Here is a 26,457-nt window from a genome sequence, read left to right as displayed (position 1 = left end):
CAGCCCGTCCAGACAACGAGCGAGAAGACGCCGCCGGTCGACCTCTTGAACGAACAAGGCTCCACGCCCGCGGTCTACACGGTCGAGTCGTAAGGGATTTGCCGAGATGGACGACACGGATGAACAGCCGCCCGGCCGGCGGCTGGCGGCGCGGACCGGATGGGTAGTCAGGCAAAGTAGGCGCGCGGATGGCAATGAGTGTTACCTCTGTGGCCGGACTCTGGATGACTGCGCGGGCTGCGGCGAGCCAAGATGTCTTAGCTGCGAGCCGTATCTGTCCGACGACTGCCGCTGGGCTCTCTAATGCCTCAAGCCACACCACCGCCACACCCACGTGACAGGTTCTTGGTCATCGGCGAGACTCCGGTCGCGCGTAGGGTCTGCGCGACCCTCGCCGGCGCCGGCCGAGCGTGCCATGTACGGCACTTGGTCACAACGGGAGATGCCGAACTCACAGCCGCGGTGCGCGAGCGGGTGACTGCCGCTGCAGTCCTCGTCCGCGACGACGTCATCGCCCTTCGCTGCGCTCTAGCGCTGGCTCATCTCGACCCCACGCTTCGTCTCATCGTGACGATCTTCGATCGGACCATCTCGGGTCAGCTTCGGACCTTCTTGCCACAGTCCTTGGTGATCTCACCGGCGGACCTTGCAGTGCCGAGCCTGGCCGGTCCATGTCTGGATGCCGGCTTGCTCGCGTCCTTTCTCGATCCACAGGGGATGGTCGAGGTCCGATCCGACGACCACAGCCGCGTGACCGAGCACCGATCCGCGCGGCCGCAGCGCGGTCTTGGCTCGCGCATTATCGGAGCATTTGCGATCGGGCCACCGGCACCACGACGTAGGGACCAGATTGCTCCTGATCGGCCTGCTTGGGCTTCGCGGCATATTGCTCACCGACTGGTGCTGGCTCGTACTCGCGGAGAACCACGGAATCGCGCAGTCAATCCTCGAGGCAGCACGTGTCGTCGCGACAGTAGGTCCAGCGCCTGACGCGCCGGGCGGCTACGGCGTCGCGGCCGCGATTGCCATGCTCGTGACGATAGTGCTGACCGCACTCTTCACCGCGGGACTGGTCGACCGGCTTCTCGAACCTCGTCTACTGGGCCTCGTTGGCCCAAGAACTGCCGCCTGCAAGGACCACGTCGTGGTCATCGGCTTGGGGCAGGTCGGGGTGAGACTCTGTGCGCACTTGAAGGCCGCTCACATCCCTGTCGTAGGTGTAGAGCGCGACCGGCGTGCGCCGTGCCTGACGCTGGCTCGTCAGCTGGGTATTCCCGTGATCGTCGGGAGTGGAACCCAGCGTCGGCTATTGGAGTCGCTGAGGCTTGACCGATCCCTTGCGCTGGCGGCCGTGGGATCCGACGATCTCGACAACATCGCGGTCGCCGTTGCAGCGGCCGCCGTCTCGCCCTCGACACGCGTCGTCCTGCGAGCTGGCGAAGACGAGGCCATCGCCAAGACTCGATCGCTGCTGCCGCTCGGCACCATCCGCGACGTGACCGAGATCGTGGCCACGTTCGTTGTTGGTGGATTGCTCAGACGAGACGTGCAGGCGGTCGTGGCAGGTCCGGAGATGGTCTACCTGCGGTCGTCGTCGGGAGAGTACGAACCGCTCTCGGTGTCCAGCAAGGATGACTGCAGACACCGTCCACAACGGGCACTAGAGCCACGCCGATTTCGCTGGCGCCGATGTGTGTTGCGCGGTCAGCACGTGATGCTTAGAAGCGCCTTCGCAAGGGGTGCGTGCGTGACGATCCCGTTGACCAGCCCGGTGCGGAGCGCGGACCGTACCGCCTCGACCTTCGCCAGCCCGTACGGGATCGCGATCACCTCGTCGATCGCGTTCATCTGCTCGGCGTTGATCGCGATCACCCGGTCGGTCACCCGGCTGTGCACCGGCTGGCCGGCGGCGTCCACGAACACCCCGGAGATTTCCGCGACCACGCCGCGCTTCTGCAGGTGCACACAGGCCTTCTTGTCCATCGCGTCGTACAGCGTGGACTGGCCGGGCGACCACGCCCCGAGCCCGACGACCGCCTTCGTGACCGAGTGAAATTGGCTGACTGCATCGGCTACCTCCGGCTGCTGCCGCAAGGCCATTGCGGTGATGGCGTCTGTGACGACCATCGGTGCAATGCAGCGGTAGGCCGGTCCACCCGACAACTGGGCGGTGTGGCGCACAAGTTCGACCGAGTTGGGCGGGACATCCGGACGGGTCAGGGCTCCGGTGAGCTGGACAACCGGAACGGGAGCGAGTGAGGTCAACTGCTCGATCATCCCGGTGACCGAACGCGCCCACGCGAGTCCGAGAGTGTCGTCCGCGGTGACGATTTCGGAGACCAGGTCCGCTGCTGCTTTGCCGAGTTGGGTGCGTAGCGTGGCGTCGTCGACTTCGGAGGTGTCGACCACGATCGTGCGCCGGAGACCGAAAGTCTCCTGCAGGCGGGCAGACAGGTCGAGGTCGATAGTGCCTGGGTGGGTGATCTCGATGCGCACCAGCCCGCTGTTTCGCGCCTCGTCGAGCAATCGCGCGACTTTGAACCGGCTGAGCCGGTACTCGTTGGCTATCTCTATCTTCGACTTGCCCTCGAGGTAGTACCGTCGCGCGACCGACGCGGTCAGTATTAGCTGCGCCGGCCTGAAGGCTCGAGCTTGCGACTCCATCACAGCCTCCCTGTCGGACGAGAATGACGGCGTTCGGTTCAGCTCACTGTGCTGCGCTCGGAAGTGGGCCGTGCCCGGCCGAGAGGCGAGTCGCAACTGATTCGAGGTACTCACGCAGCCTTGTTGCGTCAGTGAAGTGATGACTTGTGATGCCTAGGGCTTGGGCGCCGCGGATGTTGTCTTCGAGGTTGTCGATGAATATGACTTCGTCGGGCTGGACGGCCAGGCCGTCCAGCAGTGCCTGGAAGATCTCTGCGCGGGGCTTGAGCACCCCGAGTTCGCTGCTCACGAAGACCTGCTCGAAGAGGTCGCCGAGCATGCCGTGGCGGTAGTAGGAGGTGAAGTCGGGGGCGGCGTTGGACAGCAGTGCCAGACGTGTCCCGCCGCCCTGTAGGTCGATGAGTACGTCGAGGGTGCCGTGGTCGATGGCGAGCCAGCTGCGGAAGTCCATGAGCCAGAGACGGTGGATCTGCGCGGTGTCCCACGACTGTCCGAGGTCACGCTCGATTGCTCTCCAGTACTGTTTCGCGGTCATGGTCGCCTGGTCGAAGGCCTTGCGGTGCCGCCAGTAGATCTCCCAGAACTCGGAGGGATCGGCGTCTGCGAGGGCTACGAGTTCGGCGCGGTCGGCTTCGGTGGGCACAGGGGAGATCACCTCGCCGTAGTCGAAGACGACGACCTTGCCTGGAATCGTGATATCCATTGCGCCTGCTTTCTCTCGTCGGAAGGGATCGGGCCGGGAACTGCCCGGAGTGGGATTGGCTCACTCGTCGGTCTCCGCAGCCCACCATCGGCTGGACAGGACATTCGGGTCGAGGCTGATCCGTTGGAACGCGATCTCGAGTCCGCCGCTGCCGGCGGAACGAAGGCCGGAAACGCCGGCCAGGACCCGTGTCTGCTTGCCGTGCCTGATGTCGAGCGATCGGAGCGTGAAGTCCGGCCGATTGACAGCCTGCAGGACAAGGGCCCTGACCCTGGGCTCGTTCTTCTCAGTCGTCACCACCTCGAACACGTAGTCGATCGGAGATCCGTCGACGTCGGCCGAAGCGACTGCTGCGTCGTCGTTGCCTGAGTGGCGGTTCACGAGTCTGCCGACGGGGCGGAGCAGTGTGTTGGTGGCGATGATGGCGGCGCATCCGATGAAGGCGACGGATTCCATCCCGGCGCCCGATAGCGAGCCGACGGCGGCAGCGCACCACAGGGTCGCGGCGGTGGTCAGCCCTCGGATGTTCAGACCGTCCCGGAGAATGACCCCGGCGCCGAGGAAGCCGATGCCCGACACGACCTGAGCTGCGACCCGGGTGGGGTCTGCCTGTGCCTGCTCGCCGAGCCCCACGGCGCCCAGGATCACGAACAGTGCGGATCCAGCCGCTACCAGTGCGTTCGTGCGGATGCCGGCCGTGCGTAGCCGCCACTGCCGCTCGAGACCGATCGCAGCGCCGAAGACGATAGCGACGGTAATCCGGACGACCAGGTCGAGCGCGACGGCAGGGTCGATCACGCGCGCCACCTTCCTGGGTCAGAGTCCTGCTCGCCCCCGGGCGGAGCGAGCGGATGACGGGAACGCTCCCGCCGATGTCTCTGACAGTAGTCCCTGATCGTGCGCGCCGTAAAGCTCAATGTTACGGAGAGTTTGCTCTCGTGTTTCGGTCCAGATGGTTGTCGAGGGATCGGAACGCTGCTAGCGTCCGATCCAGAAAGCCGGGAACGTGCCCGCCGCCCGTGAGCGCCAAGGGGTCCGTCGGCCCACTCCACGACATTGCTTCAAGGGAGGATCCAAAATGGTTGGAACTTCATGGCGCCGGCGAGCCGGTGCAGTCATCGCGGCCGCCACGGCGGCTGGTCTGCTCGCCGCCTGCGGAGGCGGCAGTGGTCAGGCTGCGCCGGGGGGAGGTGACAGTCCCGACAGCGGCGCCAAGCTGACCATGTGGGCGCGTAACACCAGCGACAATTTGGCGAAGGTGATCGTGGATGAGTACAACAAGACTCACAAGAACCAGATCGAGCTGACGACGATCCCGAACGACACCTATCAGCAGAAGGTCGCCGCAGCGGCTGCCTCCAAGAGCCTCCCCGACATCGTGGCCTCCGATGTCGTGTACTCGCCGAACTATGTGAAGCAGGGTTTGTTCCGTGACGTCACGGACCGGGTCAAGGGTCTGTCGTTCTACTCGAACCTGTCGAAGGCGCACATGGAGGCGGCCAGTGCCGACGGGAAGATCTATGGGACGCCGTTCATCCTGGACAGTTCGCTGATCTTCTACAACAAGACCCTGTTCAAGAAGGCCGGCCTCGATCCGACCCGTGGCCCGGCGAACTTCGACGAGATCTACAGAGACGCCAAGGCCGTCCGCGAGACTGTCGGCGGGGACACGTATGGCTTCTACTTCGGCGGGAACTGCCCGGGATGTAATGCCTACACGATGTTCGGCTACCTCGCGGCGGCGGGCAAACCCCCATTCACCAACGACGGCAAGACCGCCGACTTCGACACGCCGGCGATGAAGTCCACGCTCGACCTGTACAAGAAGCTGTGGGATGACGGCCTGGTGGCTCCCAGCGCGAAGACCGAGGACGGCGCCAACTGGGTCACCCTGTTCAACCAGGGAAAGATCGGGATCCTGCCAAGGGGCACCTCGAACTTCGCCAAGCTTAAGGACGCCAAGTTCGATTGGGGCGTCGTGCCTTTGCCAGCACCGGACGGCTCGGCGTCAGCGGGATTCGTCGGCGGCGACGTCGCCGCGATCAGCAGTACGTCGAAGCATGTCGAGCAGGCGTGGAACTTCCTGGAGTGGACCCTCGGCGAGGACGCACAGGTGGGCGTCATCGCCAAGGCTGGGAGCCTGCCGTCGCGCGTCGACCTCGCAGAGAATCAGTACAGCAAGGTGAACCCAAGCGTGGTCGCAGCCATCAAGGGCCTGGCGAACGGGTACACGCCGTCGACGATCGGCTACGGCAACGCCATCAACAACACCAACGGACCGTGGCTGAAGATGGTCCGCGACTACGTCTTCAACGGCAACCCCAACGCAGTCGGCGAAGGCCAGAAGGCGATCCAAGCCTCGATCGACCAAACGCAGTAACAACCCGGGCCTGTGCTCTCCTGTGATCGCGCCGCGAGGTGCACAGGCATCTGGCTCGATGCCGCTGAAGCGGCATCTGCTGATCACAGGCGAGTTGGCCGAGCCAGACGGCCGGCCCGCCGGAACGGGCCGGCCCTCGACCCCGACAAGGCCCGCGCGCCACTGGCCGAATCCACGACGAAAGCCATCTCATGAACGACATCAGATACGGGATCTTCCTGCGGCCCGACCCGGCGACCTGCTGGGCGGTGACCCAGGTGACCTTCGCGCTGCGCCAGCAGTACGGGTTGGTCGCGGCCGCCGCATTCGCCCCCCACGCGACCCTGATCGGCAACCTGCGTTCCGGGGTCGACGAGCCGGAGCTCGTCAAGATCCTCAACAGTGTGTTCGACGGCGTGCGGCCTTTCACCGTCTACAACCACGGCATCCGGAATCACGCCTATGACATCAACCTCGATGCGACGGGGGAGCGGCCCAATCAGGATCTGGCGCGCGTCGCCGCCGGGGTCAGGACGTCCATGTTGCCGATCCACGTTGGCCATGACGACTATCTGGCGCCCAACGTGCAGGAATACCGATTCGCCCCGCATCTCAGCCTGGCGAGCTTCGATCTCCACCTCGACAAACGGCTGGCCGACGAGGTCGACGAGTTCATCCGCTGCCTGCCTGTGACCGCGCCGCCGTCGTTCATGGCCCGCTGGTACACGCTCTTCCAGTTCCGGGCCGACTGGCGCGGCCATTGGTGGGAAGAGATGCCGTGGCGCCATGTCAAGTCGTGGGAGGCACGATGACCACCCATCCCACGATCGCCACCAAACATCGCGCCGTCTCGGCCTCGCGGCGCGTGGAGCGGGCGGGATTCCGCTACGCGGGCCAGGTCTTCGTCACACCGCTGGCGATCATCGTCGTCGTGCTGTTCCTCGCGCCCCTGGGCGTCTTGCTGTTCATGTCCACACAGAACTGGCCGCTGCTCGGAGGACCATCACCGAACGGACTCGGCAACTTCACCGACATCCCCAACAACAAGCTGTTCACTGGTGCCATCGCCTTCACACTGATCTACACCGCGCTCACCACGGTGCTGATCTTCTCGATCTCCTTCGTCCTGGTGGCGATCTCCAACACTCCGCGCCGAGGGGCCAAGTTCTACCGCACCGCCTTCTTCCTGCCCTACGTCGTAGGAACCGGCGCGGCGTCGCTGATCTGGCTTGCCGCGGTGAACAACACCAACGGCATCGCCAACCACCTCCTCGAGATCCTCGGTCTCGCCTCAGGACCGTGGGGATTCCTCGACACCAGCGGCAAGGCGCTGTTCACTACCCTCACTCTGGTCGTCTGGAAGTTCATCGGATTCCAGGTGATCGTGCTGCTCGTCGGCCTGCAGTCCATCCCCGCCGAGCTGTACGAAGCAGCAGAGATGGACGGGGCGCGCACCTGGCACCAACTGAGGTACATCACGCTCCCGTTTCTGCGGCCCACGCTCGGGCTGCTGCTGGTCCTGTCCATCACCGGGTCACTCCTGGCATTTGATCAGTTCCAGGTGCTGACCCACGGCGGTCCGGACAACAGCACGGTCACCCTGGTGATGGCCATCTACAACACTGCCTTCAGGGAGTACAGCCTGGGCCGGGCCGCGGCGATGTCCATCGTGCTGCTGCTCGCGCTGGTGCTCCTCAACGGGCTGCAGCTCTTGGTCCTGCGCCGAAAGGACAACTCATGACCACCGACACCCTCAGCCCACCGTCACGACGCCAAACGGTCCGCAAGATCCGACCGTCCCGGGTCGCGAGAGGGACCGGATACCACCTGTTCAGCGGAGTGCTTGCCACGCTGTTCCTCATCCCGATCATCTGGGCGACGCTGAACTCCTTCAAGACCAGCGGCGAGGCCAATCAGGCACCACCAACCTGGTTCCCGCGGTCGTGGTCGCTCGGCAACTACCACAAGCTTGCCGACTACGGTGCTGGCCTGGGCACCTATCTGTGGAACAGCATCTTCGTAGCCGTCCTGGTCGTCATCGGCACCGTGGTGGTGGCCACACTCGCCGGCTACGGATTCGCCCGCTACCGCTTCCGCGGCAAGAACCTGTTGTTCGGGACCACGCTGCTCATCCTCATGGTGCCCTACGCAACGATCTTGATCCCGCTGTTCCTGGTGCTCAGCTGGCTGCATCTCAACAACACGATCATCGGCCTCGCGCTCGTGCAGATCATGTTCCACCTGCCGTTCGGCACCTATCTGATGCGCAACAGCTTCGAGAGCGTCCCCGCAGAGCTTGAGGAGGCCGCACGTGTCGACGGATGTGGCACCGCGGCCGCGTTCCGGAACATCTCGCTGCCCTTGGCGATCCCTGGGATCGTGACTGTGGCTTTGTTCGGATTCATCGCAGCCTGGAACGAATTCCTCTCGCCTCTGATCTTCCTCAACGGCGAGGACCGGTACACGCTGCCGATCATGCTGGTCAACCTGAGCAGTGGCCAGTACGGCGAAGTGGACTGGGGCGCCCTCCAGGCCGGCGTCGTGATCGCCATCGTCCCGGTCCTAGTGCTCTACCTGTTCCTCCAGCGCTACTACGTCGCGGGACTCGCGAGCGGAGCCCTGCGTGGCTAGCCCGCTTCGCCGGCCGATAGCCCTGCCGGCTGTGCTTGACCAGGCCCCGCAACCCGCTCGCCGGGAGAACCTGCCCAACCCACAATCCAAGGAGAAACCTGTGGCCGACGTTCGATACGGCATCTTCCTGCGGCCGGATCCCACTACCTGTTGGGCCATCACCCAGATCACCCTCGCCCTACGCCAGCAGTACGGGATCGCGGCCGCCGCAGCCTTCGCGCCGCACGCGACCCTCATCGGCAACCTGCAATCCGGCGTCAGCGAACAGGAACTCATCGCCGTCCTCGACAAAGTCTTCGCTGAGGCGCAGCCCGTCACGGTCTACAACACCGGAGTCGAGCGAACCTACAAGGGCACCTTCGAGTACAACATCAACCTCGACGCCGCCGGCCAGGGCCCGAACGAACCCCTGGGACGCATTGCAGGTGCGGTCAAAGAGGCGGTCCTGCCGATCCACGTGCGCCATGACGACTATCTGGCCCCCAACGTGCAGGACTACACCTTCGCCGCCCACCTCGGACTTGCGAGCTTCGAACTCCACATCGATAACCGCCTGTGTGACGAGGTCGGCGAATTCATCGCCGGCCTGCCCATCGAACCGCCCGCCTCCTTCGAGGCTCGCTGGTACACGCTGTTCCAGTTCCAGGCCGACTGGACCGGCCATTGGTGGGAGAACATGCCGTGGCGGCACGTCAAGTCCTGGGACGTCGCCACCAACCAGGTGTCCGCTTCATGATGGTCACCTGTCACGAAGCCCGCCGCGGTCCGCCAGCCGGAAGGGCCAGAGAATCCGTGTTCCGATCATCGATGCAGCGCAATCGGTGCGGCGCTGGATGGTTATAGTCCTAACGAGAACGCTCCCGGCTCCGCGTGAGTGGGTCGTCGCGGGCAGATAGGGAGAAGGGGCGGCAGGATGCGGAAGGCGAAGACACCCACAATCGTTGACGTCGCGGAAGCGGCCGGTGTCTCAAAGTCGGCGGTCTCTCGAGCATTGCTCGGGCAAGGCGAGGTGAGCCCGGCCACGCGGAAGAAGGTCGAAGCCGCTGCCAAGCGTCTGGGGTATGTCGCGAACGCGATGGCACGAGGACTGGTCAGTTCGCACACCAAGACCCTCGGCGTTGTGCTGCGCGACGTACGCAAGCCGTACTACGCCTACCTGCAAGCCGGCACCCAAGCCGAAGCCGAACGCCGCGGCTACCGCATCGTCACAACGACCAACGCCGGCAAGCTCGAGGTCGAAGACGCCCTCGACGAGATCACCAATCTGATCTCGCTCCAAGTTGACGGAATCATCATCGCCCCAGCCCGCTTGCCGTCCAACGAGTACGTCGGCTTCCTCGAGCGCATCCCGATCGTCATAGCAGGACGCCGCGAGACCTACCGCGGTATCAGCAGCGTCGCCTGCGACGACAACGAGGGAGGACGCGCCCTGGCCCAGCATCTGCTCGATCTGGGGCACCGGAAGATCGCCGTGCTGCTCGTAGACACCTCCTATTCGCTGCGCTACAGCTCCCGAGGGCTTGCCATGATCGACGGCGTCCGCGCCGGCGGCGGAGCCGCGGCCGTCTGGGAGATGCCAACGGACCACGACGCTGCCGAGACCCTGACAGCGAACCTTGACCAAGCCGACGTCACCGCAATCATGTGCCCAACTGATGCCTCGGCGATGACCGCTCTCGAGGTTCTGCGGGTGCGCGGCGAGTCGGCGCTGTCCAGCTACTCGGTGACCGGATACGACGGCTTCGGCCCGCTCGACGCACCCTACATAGGCCTAACAACGTTCCGCACACCCATCGAAGAGATGGGCCGAACCGCAGTCGACCTGCTCGTCGATCGTGTCGAAGGTGCCACCGACCAGGATCGCTTCGTCTCGCTCCGAGGAGACGTTGTTCCCGGGCGGACAGCGCGCGTGTTGGACAGGTCGATGGCATAGCTCCGGCCCTTCGCCGAGTGCCGACCGTCCGATGGCGTTGTCGGACGGCCGGCACTCTTAACCACTTTGAGCAGGTCCGGGTCCGTGGCAATCGCAGGCGTTCAACGTGAACACCATGCAGAGTTATCCGCCTGACACGCGCCGACTCGTCGGATTGTCAGCCATGAGGGCGACTCTGGAGGAAGCACCGCCGACGCAAGGAGAGCGCTACCTGTGGAGGGCTGGTAGACCTCAGATGACATCAAGCGATACGCCTCAGATGTTCGTGGCCGCCTGGCGAACCTGTCTGAGATCAGATGGCAGCGCGTTCAGCACTCGATGACGTTGACGGCGAGACCGCCGCGGGAAGTCTCCTTGTACTTGATCTTCATGTCCGCGCCGGTCTCGCGCATCGTCTTGATCACCTTGTCGAGGGTGACCACGTGGACGCCGTCGCCGTGCATCGCCATCCGGGCCGCGTTGATCGCCTTCACCGACGCCATCGCGTTCCGCTCGATGCACGGGATCTGCACCAGCCCGCCGACCGGGTCGCAGGTCAGGCCGAGGTTGTGTTCCATCGCGATCTCGGCCGCGTTCTCGACCTGGAGCGGCGTACCGCCGAGCACCTCGCACAACGCGGCCGCGGCCATCGAGCAGGCCGATCCGACCTCGCCCTGGCAGCCGACCTCGGCACCGGAGATCGACGCGTTCTCCTTGTAGAGCACGCCGATCGCGCCGGCGGTGAGCAGGAACCGGACCACACCGTCTTCGGTGGCCCCGGGCACGAACCGGCGGTAGTAGTGCAGTACGGCGGGAATGATGCCGGCGGCACCGTTCGTCGGTGCGGTGACGATCCGGCCGCCGGACGCGTTCTGCTCGTTCACCGCGAGGGCGAACAGGTTGACCCAGTCCATCACCTTCAGCGGATCGACCGACCAGGGATCCTGGCTGAGCTTGGTGTACAGGGCGTGTGCCCGGCGCGGCACCTTGAGGCCGCCCGGCAGGATGCCTTCGGTCTCGCAACCCTCGCGGACACAGTCCTGCATGACCTGCCAGATGTGCAGCAGTCCGGCCCGGATCTCTTCCTCGGTCCGCCAGGCCAGCTCGTTCGCGAGCATCACCTCGCTGATCGACAGCTGCGACTCCCGGCACCGGTCGAGCAACTCCGCGCCAGTGGTGAACGGGTACTTCAGCGGGGTCGTGTCCGGCACGATCCGGTCGCCCGCGGCCGCGTTCTCGTCGACCACGAACCCGCCGCCGACCGAGTAGTACGTGCGTTCCCGCAGCACCTGGCCGTCGGACCCGCGCGCCACGAAGGTCATTCCGTTCGGGTGGTAGGGCAGCGCCTTGCGCCGGTGCATGGTCAGGTCGGTGTTCTCGTCGAACGCGATCTCATGCGTACCGGCCAGCCGCAGCCGGCCGAGCTCGCGGATCGTCTCGACCCGCGCGTCCACAGCGTGCGTGACGACGGTCTCGGGATCCTCACCCTCGAGCCCGAGCAGGACCGCCTTGTTACTGCCGTGGCCGTGCCCGGTCGCGCCGAGCGAACCGAAGAGCTGCGCCTCGACGGTGGTCGTCGCGGCCAGCAGGCCGGCGTCGGCCAGGCCGAGTGCGAACGTACGGGCGGCGCGCATCGGGCCCACCGTGTGGGAGCTCGACGGGCCGATCCCGATGCTGAACAGATCGAAGACGCTGATCGCCATCGTGTGGAGGTTCCTTCCGGTCCGTCCGATTCGAATAGCGCGATATGCAGTTCGTCCGGCGACCGTGGGTCAAGTCACTCTTCCCATTCGATCTCTGTCAGATGGCGTCCTAGTCGTGGACGTCCTGGCTTTGAGGAACTGGACAGCCTGCACAGCTACGACGAGTCTTCATCCCTTGTAGTGGGTTGCGTCGCGATTCGGTTCGCTGGCGGATTGCCGTCGATGGGCGGACGAACCGCGGTCGGCAAGTAGCACGGAGGCCAGATTTCGACGGTTCGTATCAAGACGCTCGAGTCGGTCGGCTGCGTCGTCGATCCGACTGGCGGCAGCGGCGGCGAGGGCATGGATCACGGTTACTGCGCCGACCTGTGACGTGGTGAAGCTGGGACCTGCGCAGGCAGTCCGGAGCATTAGGTCGGAGTGCTCGGCCACGGGCGCGGAGTAGCTGTCCGTTATGGCCAGCACCGATGCGCCGGCCTGTTTTGCGAGGCGGGCCGCAGCCGTGATGTCGGCGTGGTACCGCGGGTATGTGATCGCTACGAGCGCATCTGACGGGCGAACGTCTAGCAATAGATCAGGCAGCAGGCCCGCGCTGGGCTCCAGTTGTGTCACGTTGGGCCGGATCTGGTGAAGCAGCATAGCGGCCATGTGCGCCGGTGGATACGAGCCGCGAACGCCCATGATCCAGAGCCGCGGCGCGCGCACCAGTAGCTCGCATGCGCGATCGAGATCGGCGTCCGTGACCAGATTTCGGGTCTGCTGCAGGTTGGCCGACTCAGCAGCGAATACCCGTTGAAACAGGTTTCCCTCCTCGTCCTGGATGCTCGCGCCGAGTCGTTCCGCGGGACTCAGTCTGTCTCGGAGCTCGTGCTGTAGCGCCTGCTGGAACGCTGGGTAGCCGTCCAGTCCGATCACGCTCGGGAAGCGGACGACAGTCGACTGGCTGACCTGAACACGGCTGGCCAGCCGCTGGGCGGACAGGAACGCCACCTCATCAGGGTGATCCAACGCAAAGTGGGCGATTCTCTGCTGTGACGGCGACATCACCGACAGCTTCTCTTGCAGTAAACGCTGCATCCCATTGACTTGCTGCATAATGTGCATCATAGTCCCTGATCGTGGACACGCGCCATCCCTCGGAGGTCCGGATGCTCGCGTACCTGCGAGGAGGAGGAGAGCCGTGGTCGTGCAGATTCTGAACAAGAGACGTCCGCAAGGAACGACCGACGAACCCGAGCCAACGAGTTGTCGCACTTCGAGCTGAGGACCGATTCCAACCAGCTCCGCCGGACCCCCCGTTGCTGCTGGACGACGGCCTGACCATTGAGCGCGGTGCCCCCAGCGCAGTGCTGCGCCCGCCCCTCCACGGAACGCGCCAGCAAGTTTTCTTCGCCTCCTTCACCATGCGCTGACCCCTGAGCGCTGCTCACCTCAAATCCGGAAGGAACCATGAATTCCACCGTCCTGATCGTCGGCGCTGGCGTAGTCGGCGCCAGCCTCGCCCACGAACTCACCCGACGAGGCGCGTCGGTCACCGTGATCGACGTTGCCGAAAGCGCATCGGGCACGAGCGCGGCCTCGTTCGCATGGGTCAACGCCAACAACAAGACGCCCAGGGAGTACGAACAGCTCAACCTGCTCGGGCTGCGCGCACACGAACGCGCGCTCGGCTCATCGACACAAAGTATCTGGTTTCACCAGACAGGAAACATCGAACTAGCGCACTCGCCGGCGGCGGCGGCGCGTCTTGAGGACAAAGTGCACCGCCTGGCTACCAACGACTACGGCGCGGTGATGCTGACCGCCGCACAAGTCGAGGAGCTCGAACCGGGGCTCCGGGCCGAGGGTCTCATCAGCGGAGTCCTCTACCCCAGGGAGGGATGGATCGACACAACCACCATGTGCTCCACGCTGCTGCACCGAGCCAGTGAGCAGGGCGCGACCTTCGTTCCCTTCCACCAGGTCACCGAGATCACCCCCCGAGGAGTGAAGGCGATCGGGCCTGACGGCGACACCGCCCAATTCGATGCCGACGTCGTCGTCTTGGCCGCCGGTAACGGGACAAGGGAACTGCTGGCATCCCATGACATCGACTTTCCGACTCTCGACCCCGCGTGGAGGGACGACGGCGGCGCGCCTAACCCCACAGTTGGCCTGATCAGCACCACAGGTCCGGTGACCTCCGGGATCCGGCACATGGTCCGCGCGGAAGGCATCGCCCTCCGGCCCGCCCGTAACGGTGGCATCACCTTCGCTGACCATCCGACGGGAGCCCAGTGGGACCGCGCCGATCCTCGCATCTGGACGGTCCCCAGCGAACTGCTGGACCGTGCACGCCAACTGTTCCCGTCCCTCGGCCGTGTGTCGGTCGAGACCGTAACCCTCGGAACGCGAGTCCTACCCACAGACGGGGTAACCATCGCCGACTGGATCGAGAGCGACGAACGTCTCTATGCGATCGCCACGCACAGCGGAGTCACCTTGGCCGCACACCTCGCCGAGGTCGTGACCGACGAGATCCTCACCGGGAGCCGCCATCCATCACTCCAGCCCTTCGGGCTCTCTCGATTCGCCCACAACTAGACGGGAACGGGTGTCTACCTCATGCGCCTAGCAGTCCTAGGCAGTATGCCGACGGCCATGATCAGCGCCGCCTGGGCATCCGTGACGTCGGGCCAAGTGGTCGCCTACGTGAGCGACACCGCGTCAGGAACCTGGGCCGGGCACGTCTACTGGGGTGAGCGCTCAGAGCCGGCCCGGGTAGAGCAACTCAAGGTCGGGGCTCCGCTTGAGGCCGATGCGTTTCTCCTCATCGCGTCGCGGGAGGAGACCCTCGAGCTCGTCCGGCTCTACGAACAAGCAATGCGAGGTCGTCCCGTCCTCCTTGCCCCAGGCGGTTTCGCAGTCGTCGAAGCAGTCGCCGAGCAACTAGCGGCGGAGGCGCCGATTCACTCCGCGCTTGGGCAGCTGCCCGGCTTCCCTGTTACCGGGAATGTCCAAGGCGACGCCATCCAGATCAGGTCGGTCAAGCGCGACTTCCCGGTCGGGGCCTTGCGAGGAACGGATCTGCCGAACCTGCTGAGAGTCTTCCGATCCTGGTTTCCCGACCTGACCGAGTCGACTCTGGCGGAGACGACCCTGGCAAACACGAACAACGTCATCCATCCACCCATCCTCCTGATCAACGCTGCCAGAACCGAACTTGCCGATCGATACCTGCTGTACAGGCAAGGCGTGTCTCCCGGCGCCGCACGATTGATTGGCCGCATCGACCGTGAGCGTCTCGACCTCCTGGCAACCCTGAACCAGGACACCACTCCCATCACGGGATGGTTCGAGCGCTACTACGGCGACCAGGGCCTGACTGGCAACACCATCGAGGAGATGCTCACGACTCTGCCCGCGCTGTCAACCTCGCGAGGGCCGGAGACACTCGAACATCGCTTCATCTTCGAGGACGTCGCCGGGGGACTCGCCCCCATGGAGGAACTGGCACGTCGACGCGGCGTCGAAACGCCATACCTGTCGTCGTTGATCACGGCGCTGTCAGCGATCTCCGGAACAGATCTGCGCGCACAGGCGCCTGACCTTGTCGATCGCCTCGCATTCGGGTGAGCGACTTCGACCCGACTGAAGTTGGCGTTGGCCAAGGGGCGAAGTAGCAGGAACCCACGCATCCGAAAGGAACCACCATGATGACCGAAGGATCCACAAACGCGACGATGGCTCCGATGGTCGCAGCGCAGATCTTCGAAATCGAAGCGAAGTTCGTTACTCCGTACAAGCTGTCGTACGACACGCGAGCCACGACGCGGGCCGTGCTGCTCAAGATGACCGACGCCGACGGCGTCGAGGGCTGGGGAGAGGCCAATCCTGACCAACACTTCAGTGGCGAATCCTCGAGCGAGGAGATGCGTGTCCTCAAGGAGACACTGCTGCCGGCGGTGCTCGCTTCCCCGGCGCCCGAGCCGGGACGCATCGACGACATGCTCGACACGCAGCTCACCAAACACTTCTGCGCCAAGGGCGCAGTAAGTATGGCCCTGCTCGACATCCTCGGTAAGCGCCTGGATGTTCCAGTCGCCACGCTGCTCGGCGGACCGCTACGGGAGTCGCTGCCTATGAGTTGGCCTCTCGGCAACGGTACAGCCGAAGACGACATACCCGTGATCGACGAGAAGACCGCCGAGGGCTACTCGACCTTCATGCTGAAGATGGGTTCGGCGCCGCCGCGTGACGAGGTCAAGCGAGTAGCCACGCTCGCGGATCGTTATGGAAACCGTCTCAAGTTCAAGGCCGACGCCAACCAGGGATGGAGCCGAGCCGAAGCCCGAGAGTTCCTGGAGGGAGGCAGTCACTTCTCCAACATCGCGTGGGTCGAACAGCCTCTGCAAAAGGACGACATCGAGGGCCTGGCCGCGCTGGCAAACGGCACGAGTCTGCCGATTTCGGTGGACGAATCCCTCATCGGACTCGCAGAGGCCGCCCGAATCGGGAGTCTCGGTGCCGCCAGTGTCTTCAGCATCAAGAGCAGCAAGAACGGTGGGCCTCTACGCGCTCAGCGCATCGCCGCGGTGGCAGAGGCATTCGGGATCCGCTGCAGCATGAACTCGATGCTTGAATTCGGCATCACACAGGCCGCCTCATTGCAGCACGCTGTGACCGTTCGGAATCTTGCCGACGCCGGGCACTCCTTCGCGTCAACCTTGCGTCTCGCCGAGGACCCGACCAACTTCTCCTCGTTCATCCGCGACGGAGTGGTCCGTTTTCCGCGCACCTCCGGCTTGGGAGTCGAGGTTGACGAGTCGCATGTCCGCCGCCTCGCGGTGGCGGACGTCCGTCTAGAGGCCTGCGGCTAGCACCATTCGCTTCCACAGTGACCGGGATGTGCCCGTTCATCCACGGACATGCTCATCGTAGTAACAGCGACGATCGACGGCGTTACCGCGCGCCTGCGGAGTCCGCCCGAACAGTCGCGGCGCTCCTGATCGCGCTGGACGTACATGCTCGCGGACAGCTCCCTGTGGGGCTTCCCATATTCGAACCCGAGCGTTACCAGCCTCTGACAACGATCCGCGATCGCTACCCAGAGATCGCCTTCCAGAAAGGGACTATCAAATGACACATTCTGCTGCCGAATCCACTAGAGCCACGCTGAGCGGTGGCGGCTCCAACTTTCATGGCATCGTGCCGCAGGTTAGGAATCAGGCGTTCGGCCGTGATGAATACGCCGCGCGGGTCCGTCAGATCCAGGAGGATTTGGCTGCCGTGGGCCTCGATATCCTGCTGGTTCACACTCCGGAGAACATCAACTATCTGACCGGCTTCGAGACGTCGGGGTACTTCGAGTATCAAGTGCTGGCGGTGCCCGCCTCTGGGGAACCCGGTCTGCTGATCCGTAACACCGAGCGGTTCAACGTTGACGAGCACACCTGGTTACCTCATGCCTACCTGTGGACCGCTGACGTCGACTACTTCGAAGCCACCGCCCGGCTTGTCGACTCACTCGACGCCCCCCGCTCTGCACGGGTCGGGCTGGAGTTTCACTCGTGGTTCGTCACCGCGCAGGTGAGTACGGCGCTGTCATCCAAGATGCCACGGCACAAGATCGTGGACGCCGGCCGCATCGTTGAGCTGAGGCGGCTGGTCAAGAGTCCGGCCGAGCAGGCGTACGTCCGGGCTGCGGCTGCGATCGCGGACAAGACGATGGCTGCGGCCGTGGCAGCCGCTGCTGCCGGCCGTAGCGAGCTGGACGTGGCCGCCGCCGCTTATCAGGAGCACTTCATGGCGGGTGGTGAGTACCCTGCGCTGCCCCACTTCGTGAAGTCCGGGGAACGCTGCATGCTCCAGCACGCGACCGCCAGCGACAAGATTCTTGAGCCAGGTGAGTTGCTTCATATGGAGTTCCTCGGCGTGAAGCGCCGCTACCACGCCGCCCTGGTCCGCACGGTGCACGTCGGCAAAGCCTCAGCCGCCGCGCGCCGGTCCGCGGCCGTCATCTTCGACATCCAGGATCAGATGCTGGCCGAGCTCAAGCCCGGGGCTTCTGTCGGCGAGGTCACCAAACGCGGCCGCGACTGCATCAACGCCGTCCGCGGCGGACAGGATCTCGACGCTGTCCGGATCGCGTTGCACGATGGCGACCCCGAGGAGTTCAGGTTGCGTATCGCTGATTTTCCCGGGACTAATCGGCGGCTTGGCTACTCCATGGGCATCGGCTTCCCACCGAACGCAGGCGAAGCCCACACCCTCGACTTCCGCGAGAGCGCGACGGCAACGCTTCAGGCGGGGATGGTCTTCCACATGATTGCCGGGACCAGTCCGGAAATGACTAACAGCGAGACGGTGCTCATCACCGATGACGGCTGGGAGCGGCTCACCCAGACACCACGCGAGCTGATCGAATCCTGATGCATACCCTCACCGGAACCGCAGACGAAGCGGCCAAGAACGCTTGATGTGGAGCTCCGGACGGTCCTACCGAAGGAAGGCGGTTCACGTCTCACCGAGACCGCCCGGGTGAACAAGCTCATTATCGATAGGAGATCAATGATGCGGGTCGCAGTTGTCCAGGACGCTCCAGTTGCTTTCGATAGGGACGCCACTTTGCTGAAGGTGGAGGATCGTACGCGCGAAGCGGCGGCTGTGGGGGCTGAGCTTGTGTTGTGGCCCGAGGCGTTCGTCAGCGCCTACCCACGAGGCAGCACGTTGCACGCGGTGGTGGGTGGGCGTGAGCGTGCCGGCTACGAGCTCTACTACCGCTACTGGGAGTCGGCGGTCGACGTCCCAGGCGACACGGTGGATCGCTTGGCCGCACTTGCCACCGAACTGGGCTTGTTCCTGGTAGTCGGGGTCATCGAGCGAGACGGCGGCACGCTGTATTGCACCGTCCTGTTCTTCGGGCCCGACGGCTACCTGGGCAAGCACCGCAAGCTCATGCCAACAGGGCTGGAGCGGGCGATCTGGGGTTTTGGCGACGGCAGCACGATGCCCGTGTTCGACACGCCAGGTGGTCGGATGGGAGCCGTGATCTGCTGGGAGAACTACATGCCGTTGATGCGCATGGCGATGTATGCCAAAGGTGTCCAGCTCTATCTGGCACCGACGGCCGATCATCGAGACAGTTGGGTAGCGACGTTGCGACACATCGCTGTGGAGGGTCGTTGCTTCGTGCTCGGCTGCAACCAGTTCACCCGTCGAGGCGACTATCCCCCCAATTTCGACAACGCGTATGGTGACGACCCTGACGTGATCTTCTCGCGGGGCGGAAGCTGCATCATCGACCCCTTCGGCAACCTCGTGGCCGGACCCTTGTTCGACGAAGCTGGGATCTTGTATGCCGATGTCGACGTGGCGGAGACGTACGCGGCGAAGTTCGACTTCGACGTAGTCGGACACTATGCGCGCCCTGACATCTTCCAACTCGATGTCGATGAACGCCCCCACCGGCCGGTGGTTCGCAACTCCAGGGTGTTGGACTAGCTATGGGCGACGGACCGAACAGTGCTCCGAGCCTGGGCGAACGATCCCGCGAACCACCTGGCCAGGCTCTTCGCCCGGGTGAGGCTGACCGTGCACCGGCGACAGTAGCGAGAAGCCCGACGCAAGGACGCTGGCAACTTCGTAGATGCCGCGAAGCGCCACCGCGGTAGGGCGTATGCGCGAAAGGCTAGTGATCGTTGGCCCGGCCCGGCCGAGCCGGGGACGCCCGACGTAACGCCGTTGCTTCGGCGGCGACGAATCTGAGGAACTCCTCCGATGCTGGCGGATACCGTCGCCCGCGACGCCACACCAGGAGCGCCGAGGGTGTGATGGGTGGATTCAGCTCACGCATCCAGACCCCGATGGGTGGTGGGTCGCCAAAGAATTGGCGGGGAAGTACGGCCAGGCCGTGTCCGTGCCGCACGAGGCCGATCAGGAGTGCGATCTCGTTGGACTCGACCATGATCTTGGGAGTGACGCCGTGCTGGGCCAGTGCGGTGTCTGTGGCGGCCCGGAGCCCAGTTCGTCCAACAACCCGCCGGAACCCGACCATGGTCTCGCCTTCCAGCTCTTCGATGTCGACGCGGTCATGTGCCTCGAGACGGTGGCCGGTCTTGCCGGCGAGAACGAGGTCGTGGTAGTCGGCGACCACACCCTCGATATCGGGTGGCAGGTCTTTCAAGTCTGCTGTCAGTAGGCCTATGTCCACCGAATCGTTCTTGATGCCTTCGAGGGACTCTTGAGCGGTTCCTTCCCGCAGGATGACCCGGACCGCCGGCCGATAGGCCTGGAAACGGGCCAGGATCGCTGGGATGTCGAGTGATGCCGCGGGGAACATTGTGGCGAACGTGACCTCGCCGACTGTCTGCCCGCGAAGGCCAAGCACCTCTTCTCTGGCTGCTGACAACTCTGCGAGCACGCGGCTGACTCTGTCGGCGAAGAGCGCGCCGGCCTCGGTGGGCCGGGTGACCGGGCGCTGGCGATCCAGCAGTTGCATGCCGAGTTCGTCCTCAAGCTTGGCGACTTGATGTGACACAGCGGACTGGGCGACGCCCAGTCTGGCCGCTGCCTTGGTGAATGAGCCCTCGGCCGCGACGGCCAGGAGGTACTCGAGTTGTCGGATTTCCATCGCGATTCAAGATACTCGATATCGCGTTCGACGTGTAGACAGATGAAGTTTTCCAGCGCGATGCTTGACCTGCGGTTGGGGATCGGCCTACATCCCAGGTCGGGATCGCCCACATCCAAGGCTCGGGGGACCGGCCCACATCGAGGCCGGGGATCAGTCCACATCGAGGCCGTGGCATCAGCCCACTACTACGCAGCCTCTCGTGACGAGGCAGGAGTCATCTCATGGATCAACACCCTGTGCCCACTCTCGGACGTCGGCGATTGCTTGGCCTCGCCGCGGCCGCCACGGCCGTTGTCGGCTTGGGCAGCGTCGGTTGCAGTCCCGACGTCGGTTCGAGCAACGGCGGCAGCCGGTTGAGGATCGCCACCTTGGACGGCAGCACGAACGACACGCTCGATCCGCTGCGGTTGGAGCGTCGCATGCAGAACCTCACTGCCTGCATGATCTTCGAGTCGCTTACCGACCTCGACGATGGCCTGCAGCCGGTAGGTCGCCTAGCGGAGTCCTTTGAGACCCCCGACGACGGTGTGACGTGGGACTTCAAGCTCCGCAGCGGCGTCACATTTCACGACGGAAGACCGCTGACACCCCAGGATGTGATCTTCTCTATCTCGCGGGCGCTCGACCCTCACGAGGGTTCCGGTAACTCCCTGGCGGGCCAACTGGCGGGAGTACTGCGTCCGCAGGGAATCCGTGCCGTGGATGACAGGACCGTCCGGTTCGCGCTGGACAAGAAGTATGTGTTCTTTCCCAGCGCCATGGCGACCCGATTCGCCCGCATCTACAGGGCTGGCACCAAGGACTTCGCGCGGCCAGTCGGGACCGGGCCTTTCGTGTTCGAGTCGTTTAAGCCGGGCCAATCGTTCGCCGCGACCCGATATGACAAGTATTGGGGCGACGCGCCAGGGGCCGACCGGGTAGAGGTCATCAACTACGCGGAAGAGGCGACCCGTCTCTCGGCCTTCATCGACGGCGACGTTGATGTGATGTTCGAACTCGCGACGTCTTCCGCGCCAGACATCTTGGCAAAGAAGGGCCTCTCTATCCTCGAAGAGAAGAACGCCAATTGGATCCCGCTTGCGCTCGACACAACGGTCGCGCCATTCAACAATCCGGACGTCGTCCGGGCGATCAAGTTGGCGGTGGACCGCGAGCGGGTGATCAAGATCGGTCTGGGCGGCTACGGCACGCTTGGCTACGACCAGCCGATCCCGTCCAACGACGTCATGTTCAGTGGCCTCGAGCAGCCCAGGTACGACCCAGGTGCTGCGCGAGATCTCCTGGCTCGAGCCGGCCATGGAAACGGCATCACGCTTCCGACTCTTGAGGTGCTTGAAGCTCCGTCGGTCATCAGCATGGCGCTCGTGCTTCAGCAGCAACTCAAGGACGTCGGCATCCGATTCGATATCAAGCGTGTTCCTACAGCGACCTTCTGGACCGACTCCTGGCTCAAGAAGCCCTTCTACTCCAACACTTACACACGCAGGGGCGCCGACGAGGTTCTCAAACTCTGCTTCTCCAGCAGGGGTGCCTGGAACATGTCCAAGAAGAAGGACCCCGAGATCGACGCGGCGATCGACGCAGCCGCGAAGACGACCGATGTCGAGGTCCAGAAGAAGCAGTACGCCATCGCGCAGCGGTTGATCGCCGAGCGCGATTCCACGGTCATCTCTGCGCACGTCCCGCGGCTCTCGGGCGTGACATCGAAAGTGTCGGGCCTCACCACGAACCCCGTGTACCTGCTTGACTTGCGGAAGGCGGGCGTTTCTACATGACCGAGGCACACGTTCGGGCAACCGAGCCCGTACCAGTGGCCGAGTCAGGCTCTCGAGCATCGCGCCGTAGCGGATTGGCTCGGACGCTTGCCGTGAAGTTCCTGGTCGGGCTGACCACGGTCTGGTTAGCGAGCCTGGTTGTATTTGCTGCGGTTGAGGTGCTGCCCCAGGACCCGGCACTCACAGCGCTCGGTATCGAGTCGACCCCTGCGCAGAGGACGGCTTTCCGCGAGGCGCATGGCCTGGACGATCCTGCAGCGACTCGGTACTTGCGTTGGGCGGGCGGGATGGTTCAGGGGGACTTCGGGTCCAGCATCGTGTCGGGCCGGCCAATCGTCGATGATCTGGGTCCGCGCTTGTACTACACCGCGATGTTGGCCTTGGCAGCGGTGGCGTTGAGCGTTGCCGTGGGGCTTCCGCTTGCGCTCATCGCTGGACGTAGGCCGGGCGGGCCGTTTGACGCTACCGCGAACCTGCTCACGCTCTCCCTGCACGCAATCCCAGAGTTTGGGCTCGGCATCGTGCTCGCGTGGTTGTTCGCCTCGAAGCTTGACCTCTTGCCGCTGGTTAGCACCGGAATCGAGAATGGAGACTTCCGCGCGTTCGTGCTCCCAGCTCTGACGCTGGGACTGATGGGGATCTCTTACGTTTACCGCTTCTCGCGGGTTGGAGTGATCGAGGCGGGACAGGCTCCATTCGTCCGGTCGGCTGCCTTACGCGGGGTCTCACCACTACGGGCCACGACTCATCACGTGCTCCCGGTTGCCAGCAGCGCCGTCGTCAATGTCGTCGCCCTCCACGCAATCGTCCTGCTGGGCGGAGTGGTGGTCGTGGAGAACGTCTTCTCTTACCCGGGGCTGGGTACGCTCTTGATAACTGCCGTGGAGAGTAATGACCTGCCCGTGATCGAGGCAGTAGCCGTCGTCACCTCGGCGCTCTTGGTGGCGATCAATCTGTGTGCCGACGCCCTCGTTGTGCTGTTGAACCCGCGAACGAGGGGAGCACACCGGTGACTACCAATACGCCTCTCGCAATCGAACGGCGAATCCGAGTGCCGCGACCGACGGTTGCCGCTGCCATCGGCACGATCCTGCTCATCGCGAGCTTGGGCACGGCGTTCCTAGGGCCGGTGTTCCGGCCACACGATCCCAATGAGTTGGTCGCCAGTCCAATGCTGCGGCCCTCGCTCGAGTACCCGCTGGGCACAGATGAGCTGGGTCGCGATCTGTTCTCGCGCGTGTTGTCCGGCGGGATCAACGTCGTCATGGTAGCGGTCCTTGCGACCGTGGTGGCCTTCGTAGTCGGCGCGGGCTTGGGGATGGCCGCCGGCTACGTGCAGGGCCGGTTCGACCTCGCAGTGACCAGGTCGGTCGACCTTCTCATCGCCCTTCCGCCGCTGCTACTCGCCATCGTGTTCATCTCGAGCTTCGGAAGTTCGCTGCACGTGCTAGTGCTTGTCACCTCGGCGTTCTTTGTGCCGCGCATCGTCAGAATCGTTCGCGGCGTCACCGTCCCGGTGGTCGCCAACGACTACGTGAAGGCATCCCGGCTACGCGGTCTGAGCACGCGCACGATCCTGTGGCGCGATCTCGTACCGAATATCGCCGGCATCCTAGTCGTCGAGTTCGCCGCTCGTTTGGGCAGTGTGATCATGTTCGTGGCGACGCTGAACTTCCTCGGCCTCGGGGCTCAGCCCCCGACTGCCAACTGGGGCCTGATGGTGTCGGAAACGCTTCACCTGCTTCGTAGCAATCCGGCAGCCCCCATGACGGCCACTGCGCTGATCGCCGCACTCACCGTGGGCGTCAGCCTGCTCGCCGACGAGTACGCGGCTCGCATTGCGATGGACCAACTCGCGGGACGGAGCGCACGATGACCGAAGCCCTACAACTGACGCTGGGCACAGACGAGTGTCCAGTCCTCAACATTCGCGGACTCGAGGTCGAGTACCGCGGACGAGAGGGCGGAGTCACAACTGTCAACGACTTCACGCTCGCCGCGAGCCGCGGTGTGATTTACGGCGTCGTAGGCGAAAGCGGGAGCGGCAAGTCGACCGTAGGCCTCGCCGCGATCGGGTGGGCATCGCCGGCACTCCGTCGAACTGCGGGCCGCAGCGCCGTTCTCGGCGAAGAGATTCTGGACCTACCTCCGCGACACCTTCGAAAGATCTGGGGTCAGCACGTCGGTTATGTGCCCCAAGAAGTCGGCGGTGCGCTCCACCCGTCCTTCCGGATCCGTAGGCAGTTCCGCGAGACCCTCCGCATCAACCGTGGCCTCGGAAAGGCCGAAGCCGACGCGCGCGCGATCGAGTTACTCCAAGGTGCCGGCATTCCCGAGACGCAGGCCGCGCTGAGGCGCTACCCGCATGAGTTCTCGGGCGGCCAGCTGCAACGAATCGCGATCGCCCTCGCCCTAGCACCGAGACCCGATCTCCTCGTCCTGGATGAGCCGACGACGGCACTCGACGTCACAACGCAGCGGATCGTCGTCGATGCGCTGCGAAAGCTCGCGACCGACGAGCGCGTCGCCGTTCTGTTCATCAGTCACGACATCGCGCTATTGGGCGAGTACGCCGACGAGCTAGTCGTCATGTACGCAGGTGAAATCGTGGAACACGGCGACGTCGCTTCGGTTCTCAGCCGGCCGCGCCATCCCTACACACGTGCCCTCGTCGACGCCGTTCCCTCTCCAGGGCGCACCGAACTACCAGCAAGCATCCCGGGCCTGCCGCCGGGCCGTGTAGTGGAAGGGGCATGCGCATTCGCGCCGCGCTGTTCCCACGCTGAGCCACGGTGTATCGAGGAGAAGCCCGCACTTCGTACGGTTTCTGTGGACCACCTGACCCGATGTTGTAGGGCTTCCGACCTCACTCTTGACGCTCCCAGTGAGTTCGGGGAGCGCCTGGCACCGGCATCCGGTGAGGTGATCCTCTCCGCGCGTGATGTCGTGGTGGAGTACCAAGCCAATCGCTCCTGCGTGCGAGCCGTCGACGAGGTCAGCCTGACGCTCAGGAAGGGAAACGTCACTGCTCTCGTCGGCGAGAGCGGCAGCGGCAAATCGTCCCTCGGTCATGCCATCGCCGGTCTACTCCGACCAAGTAGCGGCTCCATTGAGTTCGACGGAGCCGAGCTCCCTGCAGATCCGAGGCGGAGATCCAAACGCCAGCGGAAACAGATCCAGCTCGTCTTCCAGAGCACAACCGGATCCCTCAACCCGCGCCGGCGCGTGGGCGACCACCTACATCACGTAGCGTCGTGCTTTCTGGAACCGGCGCGCCGACAGGCTGCGGTCGAGGAGATCTTGGAGTCGGTCCGGCTCTCAAGCCAGCTGCTCAATCGCTACCCAGGTGAGCTGAGCGGCGGCCAGAAGCAGCGCGTCGCCATCGCGAGCGCGTTCCTGGCCGATCCGGTAGTTGTGGTCTGCGACGAGATCACCTCCGGCCAGGACGTATCCGTTCAGGCCGCCATCCTCGAGACGCTCGCGCGAATGCAAGCCACACACGACACTGCAGTGCTGTTCATCTCTCATGACCTCGGCGTCGTGCGCGCGATCGCAGACGACGTGTACGTCATGCGCGAGGGCTCGGTTGTCGAATACGGCCGGATTGATGACCTCTTCGGCAGCCCGCAGCACGAGTACACCCGTGACCTCCTGGCGGCAGCACCCGAGCCTGCCTCCAAGAGTCCTGGAACATCCCGCACAGCCGGGTTGGAGTGACGACGATGACATCAGGGACGGCCTCGCAGCCGGCCGCCGAGCTGGAGATCGACGGGGCCACCACGCGAGCATCAGAAGGACAGACCATCGCGGCACTCCTCATCTCCCTGGGTATCCGTGGTTGGCGACGTACTCCGGAGGGTGAGCCGCGCAGAGCGTTCTGCGGTGTCGGGACGTGCGACGACTGCGTCGTCACAGTCGACGGGGTCGCAGGAGTAAAGGCTTGCCTGACACCGGTGCGGGACGGCATGCAGATTCTGACGAGGGCGTCGTGACTGTTTCCGTCCGTAGTCGTACTCGCCCCACAACCGCATGTCCGCCAGGTGGTGCTCTCAACTCCGCGCGGAGATCTGTCTTAGCCAACGCGCACCGGCCTGAC

22 protein-coding genes and 1 pseudogene are annotated in these 26,457 nt (G+C 64.4%); 17 read left to right on the top strand and 6 right to left on the bottom strand.

Annotation, left to right across the window (positions count from 1 at the left end; translation table 11 throughout):
- Positions 1 to 1,027: 1,027 nt before the first annotated feature.
- Positions 1,028 to 1,453: pseudogene (locus tag ACZ6O0_RS07885) on the top strand (NAD-binding protein); the annotation flags it as partial.
- 251 nt (positions 1,454 to 1,704) lie between these two features.
- Here the strand turns inward: ACZ6O0_RS07885 and ACZ6O0_RS07880 are convergent.
- From ACZ6O0_RS07880 to ACZ6O0_RS07870, 3 genes are read right to left on the bottom strand one after another with little or no spacing between them, the layout of a single operon-like run.
- Positions 1,705 to 2,664, bottom strand: a complete 960-nt coding sequence (locus ACZ6O0_RS07880) for a sugar-binding transcriptional regulator (protein ID WP_465764046.1) — start codon at positions 2,662 to 2,664, stop codon at positions 1,705 to 1,707.
- 43 nt (positions 2,665 to 2,707) lie between these two features.
- Positions 2,708 to 3,367 (bottom strand): HAD family hydrolase, encoded by a 660-nt coding sequence (locus ACZ6O0_RS07875; protein ID WP_465764045.1) that lies wholly within the window; start codon positions 3,365 to 3,367, stop codon positions 2,708 to 2,710.
- A 60-nt stretch (positions 3,368 to 3,427) separates the two neighbouring features.
- Positions 3,428 to 4,165 (bottom strand): MgtC/SapB family protein, encoded by a 738-nt coding sequence (locus tag ACZ6O0_RS07870; RefSeq protein ID WP_465764044.1) that lies wholly within the window; start codon positions 4,163 to 4,165, stop codon positions 3,428 to 3,430.
- Positions 4,166 to 4,445: 280 nt separating this feature from the next.
- Here ACZ6O0_RS07870 and ACZ6O0_RS07865 point away from each other — a divergent pair, with 280 nt between their 5' ends.
- The 6 genes from ACZ6O0_RS07865 to ACZ6O0_RS07840 all read left to right on the top strand — a co-directional run bounded on the left by ACZ6O0_RS07865 (position 4,446) and on the right by ACZ6O0_RS07840 (position 10,290).
- Entirely contained in the window at positions 4,446 to 5,747 is a 1,302-nt protein-coding gene (locus ACZ6O0_RS07865; RefSeq protein ID WP_465764043.1) for an ABC transporter substrate-binding protein, read from the top strand.
- 191 nt (positions 5,748 to 5,938) lie between these two features.
- A complete protein-coding gene (locus ACZ6O0_RS07860) occupies positions 5,939 to 6,538 on the top strand; it encodes a hypothetical protein (protein WP_465764042.1) in 600 nt (199 codons plus the stop codon).
- The gene (locus ACZ6O0_RS07855) at positions 6,535 to 7,467 is read left to right on the top strand and encodes a carbohydrate ABC transporter permease (RefSeq protein ID WP_465764041.1); all 933 of its coding nucleotides are present in this window, start codon (positions 6,535 to 6,537) and stop codon (positions 7,465 to 7,467) included. Before ACZ6O0_RS07860 ends, ACZ6O0_RS07855 begins: the two co-directional genes overlap by 4 nt.
- Positions 7,464 to 8,357, top strand: a complete 894-nt coding sequence (locus tag ACZ6O0_RS07850; RefSeq protein ID WP_465764040.1) for a carbohydrate ABC transporter permease — start codon at positions 7,464 to 7,466, stop codon at positions 8,355 to 8,357. Before ACZ6O0_RS07855 ends, ACZ6O0_RS07850 begins: the two co-directional genes overlap by 4 nt.
- 100 nt (positions 8,358 to 8,457) lie before the next feature.
- Positions 8,458 to 9,093 carry a hypothetical protein gene (locus ACZ6O0_RS07845; RefSeq protein ID WP_465764039.1) on the top strand — a complete coding sequence of 212 codons (636 nt, stop codon included), beginning with the start codon at positions 8,458 to 8,460 and terminating at the stop codon, positions 9,091 to 9,093.
- A 177-nt stretch (positions 9,094 to 9,270) separates the two neighbouring features.
- Positions 9,271 to 10,290 carry a LacI family DNA-binding transcriptional regulator gene (locus tag ACZ6O0_RS07840; RefSeq protein ID WP_465764038.1) on the top strand — a complete coding sequence of 340 codons (1,020 nt, stop codon included), beginning with the start codon at positions 9,271 to 9,273 and terminating at the stop codon, positions 10,288 to 10,290.
- Between the two features lie 308 nt (positions 10,291 to 10,598).
- Here ACZ6O0_RS07840 and ACZ6O0_RS07835 read toward each other — a convergent pair whose 3' ends face one another.
- Together ACZ6O0_RS07835 and ACZ6O0_RS07830 are read right to left on the bottom strand one after the other, a co-directional pair.
- Positions 10,599 to 11,972, bottom strand: coding sequence for an L-serine ammonia-lyase (locus ACZ6O0_RS07835; RefSeq protein WP_465764037.1), 1,374 nt, complete (start codon positions 11,970 to 11,972; stop codon positions 10,599 to 10,601).
- Positions 11,973 to 12,140: 168 nt separating this feature from the next.
- On the bottom strand, positions 12,141 to 13,067 hold the full coding sequence (locus ACZ6O0_RS07830; protein ID WP_465764036.1) for a MurR/RpiR family transcriptional regulator: 927 nt from the start codon (positions 13,065 to 13,067) through the stop codon (positions 12,141 to 12,143).
- 354 nt (positions 13,068 to 13,421) lie between these two features.
- Here ACZ6O0_RS07830 and ACZ6O0_RS07825 point away from each other — a divergent pair, with 354 nt between their 5' ends.
- The 5 genes from ACZ6O0_RS07825 to ACZ6O0_RS07805 all read left to right on the top strand — a co-directional run bounded on the left by ACZ6O0_RS07825 (position 13,422) and on the right by ACZ6O0_RS07805 (position 19,454).
- Complete coding sequence (locus ACZ6O0_RS07825) at positions 13,422 to 14,555, top strand: NAD(P)/FAD-dependent oxidoreductase (protein ID WP_465764035.1); 1,134 nt, start codon at positions 13,422 to 13,424, stop codon at positions 14,553 to 14,555.
- A gap of 57 nt (positions 14,556 to 14,612) precedes the next feature.
- A complete protein-coding gene (locus tag ACZ6O0_RS07820) occupies positions 14,613 to 15,587 on the top strand; it encodes an NAD/NADP octopine/nopaline dehydrogenase family protein (protein WP_465764034.1) in 975 nt (324 codons plus the stop codon).
- A 77-nt stretch (positions 15,588 to 15,664) separates the two neighbouring features.
- On the top strand, positions 15,665 to 16,831 hold the full coding sequence (locus ACZ6O0_RS07815) for an enolase C-terminal domain-like protein (protein WP_465764033.1): 1,167 nt from the start codon (positions 15,665 to 15,667) through the stop codon (positions 16,829 to 16,831).
- Between the two features lie 259 nt (positions 16,832 to 17,090).
- On the top strand, positions 17,091 to 18,383 hold the full coding sequence (locus ACZ6O0_RS07810; RefSeq protein WP_465764032.1) for a M24 family metallopeptidase: 1,293 nt from the start codon (positions 17,091 to 17,093) through the stop codon (positions 18,381 to 18,383).
- Positions 18,384 to 18,521: 138 nt separating this feature from the next.
- The gene (locus ACZ6O0_RS07805; RefSeq protein WP_465764083.1) at positions 18,522 to 19,454 is read left to right on the top strand and encodes a carbon-nitrogen hydrolase family protein; all 933 of its coding nucleotides are present in this window, start codon (positions 18,522 to 18,524) and stop codon (positions 19,452 to 19,454) included.
- Positions 19,455 to 19,641: 187 nt separating this feature from the next.
- Here the strand turns inward: ACZ6O0_RS07805 and ACZ6O0_RS07800 are convergent, their stop codons facing one another.
- Positions 19,642 to 20,583 carry a LysR family transcriptional regulator gene (locus ACZ6O0_RS07800; RefSeq protein WP_465764031.1) on the bottom strand — a complete coding sequence of 314 codons (942 nt, stop codon included), beginning with the start codon at positions 20,581 to 20,583 and terminating at the stop codon, positions 19,642 to 19,644.
- Between the two features lie 224 nt (positions 20,584 to 20,807).
- Here ACZ6O0_RS07800 and ACZ6O0_RS07795 point away from each other — a divergent pair, with 224 nt between their 5' ends.
- The 5 genes from ACZ6O0_RS07795 (at position 20,808) to ACZ6O0_RS07775 (ending at position 26,353) form a co-directional block, all read left to right on the top strand.
- Positions 20,808 to 22,361, top strand: a complete 1,554-nt coding sequence (locus tag ACZ6O0_RS07795; RefSeq protein WP_465764030.1) for an ABC transporter substrate-binding protein — start codon at positions 20,808 to 20,810, stop codon at positions 22,359 to 22,361.
- Positions 22,362 to 22,453: 92 nt separating this feature from the next.
- Complete coding sequence (locus ACZ6O0_RS07790; protein ID WP_465764029.1) at positions 22,454 to 23,374, top strand: ABC transporter permease; 921 nt, start codon at positions 22,454 to 22,456, stop codon at positions 23,372 to 23,374.
- Positions 23,371 to 24,237: an ABC transporter permease gene (locus tag ACZ6O0_RS07785; protein WP_465764028.1), complete on the top strand. Its 867-nt coding sequence runs from the start codon at positions 23,371 to 23,373 to the stop codon at positions 24,235 to 24,237. The genes ACZ6O0_RS07790 and ACZ6O0_RS07785 overlap by 4 nt, the downstream gene beginning before the upstream one ends.
- Complete coding sequence (locus ACZ6O0_RS07780) at positions 24,234 to 26,078, top strand: dipeptide ABC transporter ATP-binding protein (RefSeq protein ID WP_465764027.1); 1,845 nt, start codon at positions 24,234 to 24,236, stop codon at positions 26,076 to 26,078. The genes ACZ6O0_RS07785 and ACZ6O0_RS07780 overlap by 4 nt, the downstream gene beginning before the upstream one ends.
- 5 nt (positions 26,079 to 26,083) lie before the next feature.
- On the top strand, positions 26,084 to 26,353 hold the full coding sequence (locus ACZ6O0_RS07775; RefSeq protein ID WP_465764026.1) for a (2Fe-2S)-binding protein: 270 nt from the start codon (positions 26,084 to 26,086) through the stop codon (positions 26,351 to 26,353).
- The last annotated feature ends 104 nt before the right edge of the window (positions 26,354 to 26,457 follow it).

The sequence above is a fragment of the Kribbella sp. NPDC048837 genome (assembly GCF_055586945.1).
Note: the sequence above shows the minus strand (reverse complement) of the source record. Positions and strands in the feature narration are given on the sequence as shown.

What these genes read in the sequence shown, in the direction of transcription:
- ACZ6O0_RS07805 (WP_465764083.1), top strand. Translation starts at nt 18,522, where the DNA reads ATGATGCGGGTCGCAGTTGTCCAGGACGCTCCAGTTGCTTTCGATAGG.
- ACZ6O0_RS07825 (WP_465764035.1), top strand. Translation starts at nt 13,422, where the DNA reads ATGAATTCCACCGTCCTGATCGTCGGCGCTGGCGTAGTCGGCGCCAGC.
- ACZ6O0_RS07865 (WP_465764043.1), top strand. Translation starts at nt 4,446, where the DNA reads ATGGTTGGAACTTCATGGCGCCGGCGAGCCGGTGCAGTCATCGCGGCC.
- ACZ6O0_RS07780 (WP_465764027.1), top strand. Translation starts at nt 24,234, where the DNA reads ATGACCGAAGCCCTACAACTGACGCTGGGCACAGACGAGTGTCCAGTC.
- ACZ6O0_RS07810 (WP_465764032.1), top strand. Translation starts at nt 17,091, where the DNA reads ATGACACATTCTGCTGCCGAATCCACTAGAGCCACGCTGAGCGGTGGC.
- ACZ6O0_RS07855 (WP_465764041.1), top strand. Translation starts at nt 6,535, where the DNA reads ATGACCACCCATCCCACGATCGCCACCAAACATCGCGCCGTCTCGGCC.
- ACZ6O0_RS07880 (WP_465764046.1), bottom strand. Translation starts at nt 2,664, where the DNA reads ATGGAGTCGCAAGCTCGAGCCTTCAGGCCGGCGCAGCTAATACTGACC.
- ACZ6O0_RS07815 (WP_465764033.1), top strand. Translation starts at nt 15,665, where the DNA reads ATGATGACCGAAGGATCCACAAACGCGACGATGGCTCCGATGGTCGCA.
- ACZ6O0_RS07800 (WP_465764031.1), bottom strand. Translation starts at nt 20,583, where the DNA reads ATGGAAATCCGACAACTCGAGTACCTCCTGGCCGTCGCGGCCGAGGGC.
- ACZ6O0_RS07820 (WP_465764034.1), top strand. Translation starts at nt 14,613, where the DNA reads ATGATCAGCGCCGCCTGGGCATCCGTGACGTCGGGCCAAGTGGTCGCC.
- ACZ6O0_RS07835 (WP_465764037.1), bottom strand. Translation starts at nt 11,972, where the DNA reads ATGGCGATCAGCGTCTTCGATCTGTTCAGCATCGGGATCGGCCCGTCG.
- ACZ6O0_RS07860 (WP_465764042.1), top strand. Translation starts at nt 5,939, where the DNA reads ATGAACGACATCAGATACGGGATCTTCCTGCGGCCCGACCCGGCGACC.
- ACZ6O0_RS07775 (WP_465764026.1), top strand. Translation starts at nt 26,084, where the DNA reads ATGACATCAGGGACGGCCTCGCAGCCGGCCGCCGAGCTGGAGATCGAC.
- ACZ6O0_RS07795 (WP_465764030.1), top strand. Translation starts at nt 20,808, where the DNA reads ATGGATCAACACCCTGTGCCCACTCTCGGACGTCGGCGATTGCTTGGC.
- ACZ6O0_RS07875 (WP_465764045.1), bottom strand. Translation starts at nt 3,367, where the DNA reads ATGGATATCACGATTCCAGGCAAGGTCGTCGTCTTCGACTACGGCGAG.
- ACZ6O0_RS07830 (WP_465764036.1), bottom strand. Translation starts at nt 13,067, where the DNA reads ATGCAGCAAGTCAATGGGATGCAGCGTTTACTGCAAGAGAAGCTGTCG.
- ACZ6O0_RS07840 (WP_465764038.1), top strand. Translation starts at nt 9,271, where the DNA reads ATGCGGAAGGCGAAGACACCCACAATCGTTGACGTCGCGGAAGCGGCC.
- ACZ6O0_RS07850 (WP_465764040.1), top strand. Translation starts at nt 7,464, where the DNA reads ATGACCACCGACACCCTCAGCCCACCGTCACGACGCCAAACGGTCCGC.